Origin of the sequence: Pseudoalteromonas sp. DY56-GL22, from assembly GCF_041414715.1 — a bacterium.
GTDB lineage: Bacteria > Pseudomonadota > Gammaproteobacteria > Enterobacterales > Alteromonadaceae > Pseudoalteromonas > Pseudoalteromonas simplex.
In genome coordinates this window covers 771,498-785,828 of sequence record NZ_JANHZR010000002.1, presented here as the reverse complement: position 1 = coordinate 785,828, position 14,331 = coordinate 771,498, and the positions used below count along the sequence as shown (strand labels likewise).

General features: G+C 42.1%; 17 protein-coding genes. 3 read left to right on the top strand and 14 right to left on the bottom strand.

Translation table 11 applies throughout. The features are described from left to right. Positions 1 to 4: 4 nt before the first annotated feature. From NO991_RS07570 to NO991_RS07555, 4 genes are read right to left on the bottom strand one after another with little or no spacing between them, the layout of a single operon-like run. Positions 5 to 472: a glycine zipper 2TM domain-containing protein gene (locus NO991_RS07570; RefSeq protein WP_187490320.1), complete on the bottom strand. Its 468-nt coding sequence runs from the start codon at positions 470 to 472 to the stop codon at positions 5 to 7. Positions 473 to 484: 12 nt separating this feature from the next. After that, positions 485 to 1,096, bottom strand: coding sequence for a penicillin-binding protein activator LpoB (gene lpoB / locus NO991_RS07565; RefSeq protein ID WP_300362963.1), 612 nt, complete (start codon positions 1,094 to 1,096; stop codon positions 485 to 487). Positions 1,097 to 1,106: 10 nt separating this feature from the next. Then, positions 1,107 to 1,532, bottom strand: a complete 426-nt coding sequence (locus tag NO991_RS07560; protein WP_054552954.1) for a YcfL family protein — start codon at positions 1,530 to 1,532, stop codon at positions 1,107 to 1,109. A gap of 8 nt (positions 1,533 to 1,540) precedes the next feature. Beyond that, entirely contained in the window at positions 1,541 to 2,905 is a 1,365-nt protein-coding gene (locus NO991_RS07555) for a COG3014 family protein (protein WP_371351904.1), read from the bottom strand. A gap of 134 nt (positions 2,906 to 3,039) precedes the next feature. Here NO991_RS07555 and NO991_RS07550 point away from each other — a divergent pair, with 134 nt between their 5' ends. Next, on the top strand, positions 3,040 to 3,912 hold the full coding sequence (locus NO991_RS07550; protein ID WP_371351903.1) for a DMT family transporter: 873 nt from the start codon (positions 3,040 to 3,042) through the stop codon (positions 3,910 to 3,912). A gap of 1 nt (position 3,913) precedes the next feature. Here NO991_RS07550 and NO991_RS07545 read toward each other — a convergent pair whose 3' ends face one another. From NO991_RS07545 to NO991_RS07515, 7 genes are all read right to left on the bottom strand, one after another. Beyond that, on the bottom strand, positions 3,914 to 4,594 hold the full coding sequence (locus NO991_RS07545; RefSeq protein WP_371351902.1) for a M15 family metallopeptidase: 681 nt from the start codon (positions 4,592 to 4,594) through the stop codon (positions 3,914 to 3,916). Next, on the bottom strand, positions 4,591 to 5,721 hold the full coding sequence (gene dapE, locus NO991_RS07540; protein WP_371351901.1) for a succinyl-diaminopimelate desuccinylase: 1,131 nt from the start codon (positions 5,719 to 5,721) through the stop codon (positions 4,591 to 4,593). The genes NO991_RS07545 and dapE overlap by 4 nt, the downstream gene beginning before the upstream one ends. Beyond that, positions 5,721 to 6,065 carry an ArsC family reductase gene (locus tag NO991_RS07535; RefSeq protein WP_054561266.1) on the bottom strand — a complete coding sequence of 115 codons (345 nt, stop codon included), beginning with the start codon at positions 6,063 to 6,065 and terminating at the stop codon, positions 5,721 to 5,723. Before NO991_RS07535 ends, dapE begins: the two co-directional genes overlap by 1 nt. Positions 6,066 to 6,070: 5 nt before the next feature. After that, positions 6,071 to 6,568 (bottom strand): PTS glucose transporter subunit IIA, encoded by a 498-nt coding sequence (locus NO991_RS07530; RefSeq protein ID WP_188730213.1) that lies wholly within the window; start codon positions 6,566 to 6,568, stop codon positions 6,071 to 6,073. Between the two features lie 3 nt (positions 6,569 to 6,571). Beyond that, positions 6,572 to 6,964, bottom strand: coding sequence for an ACT domain-containing protein (locus tag NO991_RS07525; RefSeq protein ID WP_054552960.1), 393 nt, complete (start codon positions 6,962 to 6,964; stop codon positions 6,572 to 6,574). A 209-nt stretch (positions 6,965 to 7,173) separates the two neighbouring features. Then, the gene (gene pta / locus NO991_RS07520; RefSeq protein ID WP_138615758.1) at positions 7,174 to 9,330 is read right to left on the bottom strand and encodes a phosphate acetyltransferase; all 2,157 of its coding nucleotides are present in this window, start codon (positions 9,328 to 9,330) and stop codon (positions 7,174 to 7,176) included. A gap of 4 nt (positions 9,331 to 9,334) precedes the next feature. After that, the gene (locus NO991_RS07515; RefSeq protein ID WP_138600089.1) at positions 9,335 to 10,549 is read right to left on the bottom strand and encodes an acetate kinase; all 1,215 of its coding nucleotides are present in this window, start codon (positions 10,547 to 10,549) and stop codon (positions 9,335 to 9,337) included. A 290-nt stretch (positions 10,550 to 10,839) separates the two neighbouring features. Here NO991_RS07515 and yfbV point away from each other — a divergent pair, with 290 nt between their 5' ends. Then, a complete protein-coding gene (gene yfbV, locus NO991_RS07510; RefSeq protein ID WP_054552963.1) occupies positions 10,840 to 11,286 on the top strand; it encodes a terminus macrodomain insulation protein YfbV in 447 nt (148 codons plus the stop codon). On the opposite strand, the gene NO991_RS07505 is transcribed toward yfbV, so the two are convergent. From NO991_RS07505 to xthA, 3 genes are read right to left on the bottom strand one after another with little or no spacing between them, the layout of a single operon-like run. Further along, positions 11,283 to 12,080, bottom strand: coding sequence for a putative RNA methyltransferase (locus NO991_RS07505; protein ID WP_058584803.1), 798 nt, complete (start codon positions 12,078 to 12,080; stop codon positions 11,283 to 11,285). The two genes, yfbV and NO991_RS07505, sit on opposite strands and share 4 nt — an antisense overlap. Then, the gene (locus tag NO991_RS07500; protein WP_371351899.1) at positions 12,077 to 12,727 is read right to left on the bottom strand and encodes an energy-coupling factor ABC transporter permease; all 651 of its coding nucleotides are present in this window, start codon (positions 12,725 to 12,727) and stop codon (positions 12,077 to 12,079) included. Before NO991_RS07500 ends, NO991_RS07505 begins: the two co-directional genes overlap by 4 nt. Next, positions 12,724 to 13,533 (bottom strand): exodeoxyribonuclease III, encoded by an 810-nt coding sequence (gene xthA / locus NO991_RS07495; protein ID WP_138615750.1) that lies wholly within the window; start codon positions 13,531 to 13,533, stop codon positions 12,724 to 12,726. The genes NO991_RS07500 and xthA overlap by 4 nt, the downstream gene beginning before the upstream one ends. A gap of 243 nt (positions 13,534 to 13,776) precedes the next feature. On the opposite strand from xthA, the gene NO991_RS07490 reads away from it, so the two are divergent. Further along, positions 13,777 to 14,208 carry an exonuclease III gene (locus tag NO991_RS07490; protein WP_138615748.1) on the top strand — a complete coding sequence of 144 codons (432 nt, stop codon included), beginning with the start codon at positions 13,777 to 13,779 and terminating at the stop codon, positions 14,206 to 14,208. The last annotated feature ends 123 nt before the right edge of the window (positions 14,209 to 14,331 follow it).

Genomic DNA, 14,331 nt, shown 5'->3' with positions numbered 1-14,331 from the left:
TTTTTTAATACGCTTTATCAACACGCACCGTGTTATCATTGAGGTACACCAAGCGTACTTTATCACCTTGGCTAAACAGCATTTGGTTGTCTTTATCTTGCACAACCATAAATTGTTCGCCGCTTTCTACTTTGATCATTAATTCAACAAGTTGATATTGTATTACGCGACTGTTTTGCTGACGGTTGTGAGCAACAGAGCCACCAATCATCGAACCTAAAATGGTTGCTACAGTACGGCCACTACCGCCACCAAACTGATTACCGATAACACCGCCAATAAGTGCACCGCCAAACGTTTCCCAGCCGTTGGTTCTGTCTTTGACCAGTTCTTGTTCGGTAATGGTTCGTACTGATTGTACTGAGCCAAATAACACCTGTTGTACTGGTACTGCTTTGTTACGCTGATAGTCAGCATAACTAGGCGAGCTCAGTAATAAACAGCTTGCTAGGATTGCTACTAGGTATTTCATAACCCCTCCTGACTACCAGCCAAAGGTTGATTTCTCACGTGTTTTACGGATTTCAGTTTCATCAGCCCATTCAACTAAGCCGCTTTTTAAATCCATTAAACGCATAGTGAATTTGTAATACACATCAGCCTTGTCAGCATTTGATTTAACAATGCTCGATAAGTTGCCGTATAACATATATTGCGCACCAACTTGCTGGCCAAAGGCAATAGCGGTATTTGGATCAACTAGTGGATCGACGTTTTGGAAATTAAGTTGTTCGCGCACAGCTTCAACACGGGTCATATCAACAAAGCGGAACTTACCACTGCGTAATAACTGTGTTGAGATTGAATCGGTGATTGATTCAGAATCAATATGCTCGCTCGTTTTGTTTTTAATACGCTCAACAAACACGATAGGGCGAGTATTTGCTGTCATGGTGCCAACCACAGGTGAAGCAAGTAACGAGTCTGTCATTTGGCTGGCTACTTTTTGTAGATCTGTTGAACCAAAATTGATGTCTGTGGTTTCAACAGCTTGCGCATCACCATAGCTAACAACGGCCTTATTAGCACAGCCAGATAGTAACAAAGCGCTTGTCATTGCAACGGCCGCAGCCGACTTAACAGAAAGTAATTTCATTGTAGTATCCTTAATCTTCAAATTCTTGTGCTTCTGTTGACACTTCACGCACTGCAAGCGAGAAGGTGACAGCATTTGCTGTCGGGGCTAGGCCCGGTAATTGAGTTTTAGCAAATCCAAATAAAGTAATGGGTTGCCAAGGTGAGTGGTTGCCACGAATAACAAAGCCATCAGCGTCATACCAAGTAAATTGATATTGTAAGTATTGAGACTTTTTATATTGGCTTGCCAGTGTCACAACCACATCAGTTAAGCCGTTCGTTTGGCGTGTTTTTACATCTGTAATGGCTAATTTCTTGCCTAGTTCAGGGTTATTAACAATCAGTTGTTGGTTATACTGTTGTGATGCCTGCTCAACACCAATGCCAGAAGTGGTAGGGCGTGAGGAGCAAGCCGCAACAAGTAAAATGGTTAATAGTGGCACTAAGTATTTCATCATTGCTCCTAGAGTTGTACAACGTGTGTGTCGTAGTAGTTATTTATGGAGGTTAGAAAAATCAAGGTTAACCCTTGCTTACCAACCGTAAAAGTTATTTCGCCATGCCCTGGCACAGTTAAAGTGTGCTGACCTGTGGGCATTGGGTGCTGAGCAATGCTAAGTTGGCTTGGTAAAGTCAACCAGCTTCGTGTATCAGCTTGCTCAGATGCAACGTTATAAATGTTGGCTAAAATGTTACCAACATCGCCGCCACTTCTTGCTAACTCTGCACGTACCTTTTCTTTTGCTACCAGACGCATTACTTGTCGGGTTATTCTGCCAGCACTTTGATCCTTTAATGTCTTCGCCGCTAGTGCTTCGAGCCTAACAATAGGGGTTAACATTATGCTTTCACCACCGATATTCACAGTGTTATCACCGCCAGCATAAGGTGTATCGCGATAAACTGGCATGGCAACACTATAAAAGCGTGCATCGCCACGCGAAGTATAAATAGGTAACCGTAAATTAAACTCTTGCCTTGCTGGTATTAAACCTTGCTCTGCAATTACAATTACTTGGCCTGTGTTTGCTTGAGTCTGCTTTAGCTTGCCAAAGCGTTTGCTAAATTCTTCAAAGTCCTGATCAAAACCTTGTTTTTTGGCAAGACGTAACACTGCTTGCTGTAAGTAGCTATTCTCACTGTTTATTTCGAGCGCTTTCTTATAGTCGATATAGGCATCATCATATTGTTTATCTGCCTCATAAAGTAGGGCCGATAAATAAAACGTAAAAGCATTTTGAAAGCCATTTTTGACATTACCAATTAACTCGGCCATATCAGGGTAGCCTTCAGCGGCCTTTTCTGCTTGTTCATCAAGTGCGGCTTGATTATCTTTTAGTGCATCTTCTTGCACTTTATTAGCGCGTCTAACTTCAACTAATGCAGATTCAAGTTGTTTATCAAATACATAACTCAGTGCTTTGTAGCTATGCAGCATGGTCATTTCATAGGCTGCTGGCTCATAACCAATCACTGAGTCATTGGTTAATAATGAATTTGTTTGCTCAAGGCCTGCACTTAGCTGTACTTTGGCTGCTTGACGCTTTTTTTCCATATTTTGATAAACAGCTTCAAAGGTCTCATTGGCCTGAGAATTTTGTTTAGCCAAAAACTCAAGACGGGCCGTTTCAAGCTGATTTAACAAATAGTTACTGTGAACACGGCTATTACTTGGCAAAAGCTGCTGAGCACTTGCTATGTTATTTTGAGAAACAGCTTGGCGCACAGGTCTTAGCTGCGTCGCATAATCTTGGAATAGATCAGTAATACCTATGGTACTGCAACCAGATAACAGTAAAGCAGCTCCAATAAATAAACGTCGATGCACTGAACACTCCTTTTAAACAATGTACTCAGATTAGCATACGCGGCTTAACCTTATATGATAAATTATGTAAAAAATCGTAAGTTAATAGACAACTTTCTGGTCTTTTTATTTTTTATGTTAAAGGAACACCGTATTTGTTAAGCACTGTACTTTATACCTTGATTGCACTTTGTGCGTTTGCAGCTAACTCTTTGCTGTGCCGGATGGCATTGCAAAGTGGTGATATTGATCCGTTAAGTTTTACCGTCATTCGCTTAGTGAGTGGGGCGTTTATGTTGCTTGGTATACTTTTATGGCAAACAACTTTATTGAGATCAAAATCACAATCAGCACAACCTTTAACCGATAAAGGTAGCAATATCAGTGCGCTTAGTTTATTTATTTACGCGCTGTGCTTTTCAGTTGCCTATGTTGATTTAAACACAGGCACAGGCGCACTTATCTTATTTTCAGCAGTACAGTTAACCATGATAGGCCATAGTGTTTTAAATAAAGAACCACTCAGTAAAGTGCAGTGGGGGGCTTTGTTTGTCGCTTTTGCGGGGTTTATATACTTAATGCTACCCTCAGCCACGGTGCCTTCTTTCATGCCGGCAATGCTCATGGCGTTAAGTGGTGTGGCGTGGGGTGTTTACAGTATTCGCGGAAAATCATGCAGCTCACCTTTGAAAGCAACCAGCTTTAACTTTCTAAGAAGTTTAATACTTGTGCCAATTTTAGTCTTTCTAGCCGTGGTTGATTGGCAGGGTATCACAGCAACTGGCGTTTATTTGGCGATAGCTTCAGGAGCGCTTGCATCTGGGCTTGGTTATAGCATTTGGTACATTGCACTACCTAGGCTTAAAAGTAGCCAAGCAGGTGTGGTACAGCTAACCGTGCCCGTGCTTGCCACATTAGCTGGGGTGGTGGTATTAGATGAGCAATTAACAGCGCGTTTAGTTGTAGCCAGCGCCTTAATTCTTGGCGCTGTACTGGTGTTTTTAATGGCTAAAAAGCACAGAGTCTAGATTAGGGCTTATTAACATTTAATACGTAGCGTTCATACAGGGTGTTTAGTTCGGCTAGTATCGCTTGTTTGCCGCTAAGCTCACTTTGTTCAATACATTGCTGTAATGTTGCAACTGACAAATACTGCATCATCTTAGCAGCTGCACCAATATGACTAATATGCCAAGGCTCAGGGGCAACTCCACCTTTGTATTCTTGGTAAGGGCGATAAAAACCATACTTTTCTAGGTTATCGTCAAGCCATGCAGCAAGCTTGGCAAAGGGCCCTGTGGGCGAATACTCATCAGGGGTTAATTGCAGCTGGTAATCATCGTCAATAGGGCGGGTATCGTAAATGTCGAGGTCGGTACCAAAGTGGTGCCTACTTGCCCCAGGGAGTGCTGAGTAAAGCATAATAGCGTGGCACTTTTCAGTATCACTTAGGCTTGCTAAATCTACCGTTTGTTGCTCAAGGGTGTAAACCGGTCGAAGGCCCTGAAATTTAGCATTCCAAATAGCACTTTGACGATGAAAATCGCGAAAGCTTGAGGCAATTGTCAGATCAATACCTGCTTCTTTTGCCCCTTGCTGCAGAGCTAAAAAATCATCGACAATATTACGATGCAAGCGATGATTTTGTAGCTCAACTAAATGTGAGCTACTCAACCCAGTGGCGCATTGCTTAAGCTCTGTTTGGTTCATGTAAGCAGCTGCTCTAAAATCACTTCGTAAATATCAGCAAGTTGAATTAAATCATCGGTGCTAACACATTCATCTACTTTATGGATGGTTTCATTACGCGGACCAAGCTCAATGACTTTGGCACCCGTTTGTGCGATAAAGCGACCATCAGAAGTACCGCCGGTGGTTTCAAGTGCGGTGTCGCGTCCAGTCACCTGCTTAATAGCGTGCACGGTGGCATCAACTAACGGACCATGGTCGGTTAAAAACGGTAGTCCATTAATAATCCAATTTAGCTCGTAATTGAGGTTGTGTTTCTCAACAATATCAACCACTCGTTGCTGTAGCTGTTGGTGAGTTACTTCGGTGCTAAAACGAAAGTTAAATTGAATCTCAAGTTCACCTGGGATCACATTACCGGCACCGGTGCCACCGTTAATATTCGAAACCTGAAAACTTGTTGCAGGGAAAAATTCGTTACCTTGATCCCACTCGGTTTGACTTAGCTCAGTTAACGCAGGAGCAGCTAGGTGAATCGGGTTTTGCGCTAAATGCGGGTAAGCAACATGGCCTTGCACACCTTTCACAGTTAAAAAGCCAGTTAATGAACCACGACGACCATTTTTTACCACATCGCCAAGTACATCTCGTGAAGAAGGTTCGCCAACTAGGCATAAATCAATCTTCTCACCTCGTGCTTCAAGAGTATCGATAACACGGGTTGTGCCGTTGATAAACGGGCCTTCTTCATCAGACGTAATTAAAAACGAAATTGACCCTTTATGATCAGGGTGTTTAGCCACAAAACGCTCGGTGGCAACCACCATGGCAGCTAAAGAGCCTTTCATATCGGCTGCACCGCGGCCATGTAACATACCGTCTTTTACCAGTGCAGAAAAAGGAGGGTGCTGCCAATTTTTTTCAGGACCTGTTGGTACAACATCTGTGTGACCAGCAAAACAAAAATGCGGTGACGCATCGCCCTTACGAGCCCAAGTATTTAGCGTATCAGTGAAAAACAGTGATTCAATATTAAAGCCTAGTTTTTCAAGGCGTTCGTTCATTAACGCTTGGCAACCAGCATCTTCAGGCGTTACTGATTCACGCTGAATAAGCGCTTGAGCAAGTTCAATAACAGGGTGAGTCATTAGGCAAAAATCTCATCGTATTGAGCGGCTTTAAAACCTAAGTGGTATTGGCCGTTATGCACAAGTACCGGGCGCTTGATCATCGCAGGTTGCTCAACCAGCAATGCTAATGCAGATTCTTTATCTAGGTTTTGCTTTTGTTCATCAGATAATTGACGGTAAGTTGTGCCGCGTTTATTAACTAAGTCTTGCCAATCAATGTGCGCTGCAAACTCATTAACTAGCTCAGCACTAATGCCGTCTTTACGGTAATCATGGAAAGTAAATTCTTGATTGTTATCAGTTAAATATTTTTTGGCTTTTTTAATTGTATCGCAGTTGCTGATACCGTACATGATAGTCATAAATTCTACTTTTTAGTTACAGTGAGTAATGTGTCTACCCCAGCAGTGACCTGAGATAGTGAATAATAAAGGGGTCCAAGGTGTTGGCTATTGAGAACGCAAAGCGTACCAAGCATAGGGCTGCTCAGCTCGCGTAAATCAAAATAGGCTAATCGTTCACCTTGGCTAATTTTACTGCCGTTTAATTTAGCAATATTGGTGTGGTTGATATGTTCTTCAACCGATGAAAACGATAAGTTTAATAAAACTTTTAAACCGTTTTTTGCTTGTAAAATGTATTCTTTACCAGCATTTTTAACTTGTAATAGGGTGCCATCGAATGGCGCAATGATGTTGTGGCTGGTTAGTTCAACACTAATCCCTGGGCCAAGGGTGGCAAAACGAAAAAATGGCTCAGGGTGCTCGCTAATGCTTTTTACACGCCCAGTAAATGGGCTTTTAATGGCCATGCAGCGCGCTTTTCTGAGACTGCGTTCGGGTAAGTATTGAACTTCGTTAGTCATGGCTTATTTAACATCACCTAGCACATGGTAACCGTCTTTTTTCAGAGCTGTAATGGCTTTGGCCATACTTTGTTTTTTCACCAATACATAATCTGTATCGTAGGTTGATAATGCAAAAATCGAAATCGACGCTTTTGCTAACACACCAGAAATGTTCGCCATAATACCTGTTAATGAAAAACCAAGTGGGCCAATGACTTCCAGTGCTTGCCAGTCGGTTTCTTGGTCCAGACTGTCGAGCTGGAAACTACTTGGGCAGACAATAGACAGCTCATCAGCCGTTTTTGCAATAAAGAAAATAGCTTGTTGGAGTAAGGCAGGGTCAATCGTTGCATCGACATCTAAACTATGAATGGTAAGTTCTTCACTATGAAGTTGTAACGTTTGTTTTGACATCTGCGATCCTATCTTTGAAGCCTTTGAATTTATAGTATAGGTAAACAAAGTTAAGATAAAGCGCAATAATTTTGATTGCTGAGGTTTTGCCCAATATCGCTGTTGAGGTTGTCCACAGATTCTGTGGATAAATATGGGAATAGGTCAGTATAAAGAAGGTAATAGGCTAATTTATAAAGGGTTTATAAATTAGCCTAAATTTTGAAGGGTTAATTTTCTAAGCTTTCAACTTGCTTAGCTTGAATCGCTGTAAGGGCAATGGTGTAAACAATATCGTCTACTAATGCACCACGGCTCAAGTCATTTACCGGCTTACGCATACCTTGCAGCATAGGGCCAATACTAATTAAATCAGCACTACGTTGTACGGCTTTATAAGTTGTATTACCGGTATTTAAATCAGGGAATACAAACACCGTTGCTTTACCTGCAACGGGGCTGTCTGGTGCTTTCTTAATTGCTACGTTTTCCATAATTGCAGCGTCGTATTGAAGCGGGCCATCAATCACTAAATCAGGGCGCTTTTGCTGGGCAAGTTTAGTAGCTTCACGCACTTTTTCTACATCAGCACCTGAACCCGAAGTACCTGTACTGTAGCTTATCATTGCAACACGAGGTTCAATACCAAACGCAGCCGCTGAATCAGCTGACTGGATCGCGATATCGGCCAGTTGCTCTGCCGTTGGGTCTGGGTTGATTGCACAGTCACCATAAACCAGAACTTGATCAGGTAACAACATAAAGAACACTGACGATACCAACGATGAACCTGGTGCAGTTTTAATTAACTGTAACGGCGGGCGAATCGTATTCGCTGTAGTGTTAACCGCACCCGACACTAGGCCATCTACTTTGCCTTGCTCAAGCATCATAGTACCAAGCACCACGTTATCCAGTAGTTGTTCTTGAGCAACCACTTCTGTTAAGCCTTTGTTTTTACGAATTTCAACCATAGGCGCAACGTAATCGTTGATCACATCACTTGGCTCAACAATAGTTACGTTATCGTTAAGCTCAACACCTTGTTGCTCAGCAATACGTAAAATCTCTTCTTTGTCACCAAGTAAAATTGTTTTTGCAATGCCACGTTGACCACAAATTGCCGCAGCTTTAATTGTGCGCGGCTCATTACCTTCTGGTAAAACAACCGTTTTATTCGCTTGACGAGCTTTGTCTGTCAGTAAGAAGCGAAACGCTGGTGGAGACATTTTACGAGTACGACCAACACTTTGTGCCAGGCTGTCTAACCAGTCAGAGTCAATATGGCTGGCGTTGTGATCTTTTACTTTATCGATACGTTGGTCATCATCACACGGTACTTCCATATTGAAGTTGTGCAGTAATAAAGATGTGCGCCATGTATCTTCTTCTGTAGCAAGAATTGGCAGGCCAGTATCCATCGCTTGTTCGCATAATTTCATGATGCGATCTTCAGGTTTAAAGCCACCGGTTAATAAAATAGCCCCAAGCTTGGTACCATTCATAGCCGATAAACAAGCGGCAACGAGTACATCAGAGCGATCGCCCGGAGTGACCAGTAATGCACCCGGGGTAAAGTGGCTTAAAATATTCGATACAGTACGAGCACAGAAAGTAACGCGACGTAAACGACGGTGAGCCATGTCGCCTTCATTAATAACTTCAGCCTTTAGGTATTCACATAAATCACGCACACGCGGCGCCACTAGGTCGAAATCCCACGGGATTGAACCTAATAACTTAAATGGGTGTTTTCTGAAAATAGGCAGTGATGCTAAACGGTTTAATTCGTTTTCAAGTTGCTCAGGCTCATGGGCTTCAACAAGGTCAGCACGGGCACGACCTTCGTCATCTAAAGGTGCATTAACTTTATTGAAAATACAACCTAACACGCGAGGGTGGTTAACACCGCCATAGTTGCCTGAGGCGATTTCTAAACGGTCTTCAATTTGGTCGTTGCTATCGTTACTAGGCGTTAAAACAAAAACAATATCAGCACCCAGTGTTTGCGCGATTTCACGGTTTACACGGCCTGCATAAGGCTGACGGCGTGTTGGCACCATACCTTCGATAATAGCAATTTCGTCTTCTTTAATAGTGCTTTCAAAGCGCTCTACGATTTCTTCTAGTAAATCGTCGCCTTTACCATCACCAATCATTTGCTCTGCATAGCTAAGCTCAAATGGTGTCGGCGGATTAATTGGTGAGCCATGGGTGACAATTTGCGTCGACTTTTCAGGGCCTGTATCGCCAGAACGTGGCTGTGCAATTGGCTTGAAAAAGTTCACTTTGAGCGCTTTTTGCTCAAGCGCACGCACTAAACCAACAGAAACAGATGTTAAACCAACCCCAGTCGAAATAGGGATCAACATAATTCTACGTGCCATTTACTTAACCCTCCTTTGCAATGCGGGCTGCATCGTTAGCAATAACCCATTCTTCGTTGGTCGGGATCACAAACGCTTTAGCATGCGTTTGGCCTTTTGAAATTAAGCCTTCTTTACCAAAACGTGCCGCTAAGTTTGCAGCTTCGTCACACTCAAGGCCTAAAAAGCCTAATTGGGTGATCACTTTGTCGCGAATGATATCTGAGTTTTCACCAATACCACCGGTGAAAATAAGCGCATCAAGGCGCTGCACAGGCACTAAGAATGCGGCGATTTGTTTTGCTAAACGGTAGCAAAAAATATCGAGTGCAAGGTTCGCTTGCGGGTGGCCTTCAACAGCGGCTTCTTCAATAGTGCGACAGTCATTTGATAGTTCACTAATACCTAACAGGCCACTTTGCTTATTAAGTAAGTCATCAATTTCTTGCACTGAATAATTTAGTTGCTGAGTTAAAAACGTGAATAAACCCGGGTCGATGCTACCACTGCGCGTGCCCATCACTAAGCCTTCAAGCGGTGTTAGACCCATACTGGTATCAACGCTCTTACCATCTTTAATCGCACACACTGAACAACCATTACCTAAATGCGCACTGATCACATTGGTTTGGTCGCGCTCTTTGCCGAGCATTTTTGCTGCTTCACCTGCAACATAATAATGGCTTGTACCATGGAAGCCATAACGCCTTACGCCGTGCTCTTTATAAAGCGAGTAAGGCAGGGCGTATAAGTAAGCAATATTTGGCATGCTTTGGTGAAATGCCGTATCAAATACAGCAATTTGTGGCAGCGCTGAGAACGCTTGCTGTGCAGTGCGAATGCCTAATAAGTTGGCTGGGTTATGAAGTGGAGCAAGTGCGGCTGTTTTTTCGATAGCTGCAAGTACATCATCGTCGATAAGCACAGATTCAGTGAAATGCTCACCACCGTGTACAACACGATGACCCACAGCAATTAAATTATCTGCAAGGCCTAGCTCATTAACTAGCTTCACAAGCTCAGCAATTGCTGCATCGTGGGCTTGGCCCTTTGCAAGCTCAATAAGTTGTTTTTCACCATTATATTTATATTTGATTGAAGGCGTGTCTGAGCCAAGGCGCTCAGCTAAACCAGAAATAACTTCGTCAGAAGTGGCGGCATCTAAAATGGCAAATTTTAAACTTGAACTACCACAGTTCAGTACTAAAACATGTTGTGGTGAGCAAAGGGGCGTCGACATAGCTAGGTCCTAAAAGTACGATATCAGTCAGTGTATATTAAGGCTTGATAATTAGAATTCTTTGCCAGTATAGTAAATAAGTATTTTGTTGCTACACTTAACAAAGCTAGGCTGTAATTATACTAAAGTCTGGTTGACTTAAGCCGATAACATTTTATCTCATTTAGACTTTAAACGTTAGTCTCCTAACCATTAATTTGGTATTAAAACTAGGACAGGTTTTGCAGGGATTGTATCCGGGAGTGTGTTACACTCGGTTGTGAAACAAGTTGAAAACCCTAGGAGTGATGATGCAAAAAGGTGTCATGTCACAAGTGCAAACAGGTCGTCAATACGCTAAAAAATGGCCGATGCGACAAGAGCTCGCTCCATTGTTTGCCGAATTTAGAGTGATCAAGGCCACTGATCTGGCAATTACAGTGATGCCAATTTTGGCAATGCTGACCGTATTTATGCAAGTGAATTACTTAGGTAGTGATTATTTTCCACAAGCTATCACTATCGCGCTTTTCTTTTTATCACTACCGCTTCAAGGTTTGTTGTGGCTAGGCCGCCGTGCAGAAACCCGTTTAGAGCCAGCAATGCTAAGTTGGTATACCGAGCTGCACAGTAAAATGAAGGCGCATGGTTATCAGTCACAGTTAACGACTGAAAAACCACGCTACACTGATTTAGCTCAATTATTAAAAGATATGTTCGAAAAAATGGATAAAGCCTTCACTAAAGAACACTTCTAATCGCGAATAAACTGGCTCACATAAAACGATAACGTTACTTTTTGTGGGCCTTGCTGCTCAATCTGCTGCCAATGCTCCGGGCGAAACTTCCACGCAAACGGCGTCATCATAATTAAATGTTTAATCTCATCGACAGACAACAGCACCTGCTGTTCTAATAAATTTATCGACTCTTTGCTGAAGCCTGCTGGTGGTTCTATCTCTGTATGCGGTTTTACATCAGCATAAATAAACGCTTTTAACTCTTTAAGGTGCCAAGGGCCAGGACTTGCAACAATTAAACTAGCTTGCGGCTTGGCAAGGCGGGCAAGCTCTTGTGCAAATAAAGGGGCAAACACACTAACAAGCACATCAGCCTGCGCATCTGCAAAAGGGGCTTGGCTAATCGACGCGACACTAAAATGCGCATTTTCGTAGCGCTTAGCGGCGTATTTTACCGCGGGCTTAGAAATATCGACACCATATACATCGGCACTCGACTGCGCTGCTATAGCTTGAGTATAAAAACCTTCACCACAGCCTAAATCAATCACTGAACTTGGTTCGAGAGATGCCACTAACTCAGCTAAAGCCTGCTGTAAAAACAAATAGTGTCCGGCACTTAAAAAAGCGCGGCGAGCCTGCACCATTTCAAGGTTATCGCCCGGTTGTTTCGACTTTTTATTTTGCACGGGAAGTAAATTGACATAACCCTCTTTGGCGATATCAAAACTGTGGTTATTGTCACAACGGTAAGTTTTGTCGTTTAGAGTGAGTTCAAGTTTGCAAAGCGGGCAGTGGTAGTGAAGACTCATGAGTCTAAATAGTCCTTATCATAAAAGGTTTTAACCCAATGAGGGCGATAGGTGATCATCAAGGTAATGGCCATGCCATTGAGCATTGCTTCAGGAAACCAAATTATGGCACACAGAATCAGATAATTTTCTGAAATCTCAATAAAACTGTAATCACCAAGCAAGTAATAAAACACACCGCTGGTAAGTATTTTAATACAGGCGATAACAGCAGCGGTTAAAAACGCGCATAAAAAGATATAAATAAAAAAGTGTCTTGGTAAATAGGTATAGCAAATTACAAAGCACAGATAGCTCAACGTAATTGGAATGAACGCTGTAAATAACAAATGCACAGGCAATAAACTGATTGGCAATTGTGCAACCAGCACTAACAACAAACTCGCCAAGGTACTTGCAAAAATAGCCAGTCGCCAACCTAAAATTAGGGTCACTGAAGTAACCCCTAAAATATGCAATTCGAGGCCTGGCAATATCCCCGCTTTAATGCGCCACAGTACCGCAAGTACTAAAGCACATGCGAGCACACCAACTTGTCTTATTGGCGTTGCCAATAATTGTGATGCGCTTTGCTTATCAAAGCTGAGCCAGAGTATTATAGCCACACAGCTCCATAAAGGGAGCTGCCATTGCAATGTGTCTATCATGCGTTAAATGTTGACCAAATTGGCGCATGATCAGATGGTTTTTCGATACCTCGCAATTCGTAATCGATACCAGACTCAACACAACGCTCAGCAAGAGCTGGAGTTGCTAAGATCACATCAATACGTAGACCACGGTTGTCATCAAAACCTTTTGAGCGGTAATCAAACCACGAGTATTGCTCAGTTTTTTCTGGGTAAAGTTCACGGAAGGTATCTTTAAAGCCCCAGTTTAATAAAGTGCTTAACCATTCACGCTCTTCAGGTTGGAAAGAACACTTACCTGTTTTTAACCAGCGCTTACGGTTTGGTTCACCAATACCAATGTCGAGATCGGTCGGTGAAATATTAATGTCGCCCATCACAATAACATCTTGATCAGCCGTGTGGTTATCTTCTAAGTGAGTCATTAAATCTTTATAGAACTGACGCTTATAAGGGAATTTGGTTTCGTGGGCAATATTATCGCCTTGTGGGAAGTAGCCATTCATCACCGTTAGGTCACGACCATTTTCTTGTGTCACGGTAACACTGATCATACGACGCTGTGATTCGTCGGTATCGGTTGCAAAGCCTTTAACAACTGATTTTGGCTCTTGTTTACATAACATTGCCACGCCGTAATGTGCTTTTTGACCGTGAAAATAAACGTGATAACCCATTTTTTGTACGTCTTCGAGAGGGAAGGCTTCATCATGTACTTTGATTTCTTGTAAGCCAATAATATCTGGTTGATGTTTATCAATTACGGCTTGCAATTGGTGTAAACGAGCGCGCAGGCCGTTAATGTTAAATGAGATTACCTTCATGGTGCACCTATTATTTTTGTTTCAGTGTTTAGCGCAATTCTATCATCAAACTAGGGCTTATTCATAAGCTAATTACGAAAATCAAATTGGGTAAATGTTGATCAATTGCTGCTTAATTTAAAAACATTGTTAACTCACTATTAATTATTAAATTAAATAAATAATTCAGTTGATCTGCTTATTTTTGTTTATATAATGCGCGCAAACCACCCGTTCATATTATGTACTATTTAAAGGTAAACCATGAAAAAACAATTAGTGATGCTTTCTCTTGCATGTATCTCATTTGGCTCATTAGCAAGCAACCCGCACTACTTTTCAGCTGATAACAGTATTGAATCGAAGTTATGTAGCTTAAGTGCAAACGAAGGGTTTACCGCTGCACGTAAAGAAGCAGCAAAGCATGGCATTTCAATGTCACGTTTTTCAAAAAGCATTTTATGTAACGGTACTGACATTCGTGAAATTGCAAAAAAAGCACAATCACAAGAAGTAGCAAAAGCATCGATTGAAGTGTTTGCTAAAAATGAGCAAAAAGAAACTCAACTTTGCATCACTGCACTCAAAAAAGGTTTAACACCTGTGCGTGAAAAAATTGGCAACTTAAACACGTTAAAATGTAATGGCGAAGCAGTAACAGACTTCGTTAAGCGTTACCAAAACGCAGCTATCTAATAACGGCATTTTTGTTATTTGTAAAAAGCGCTCTTCGGAGCGCTTTTTTTATGAAAAAATTACAGCAACCTATGAAAAGCTTGCTAAATCATAGGCTTAACAGTAACTTAACTAGATTGTAAG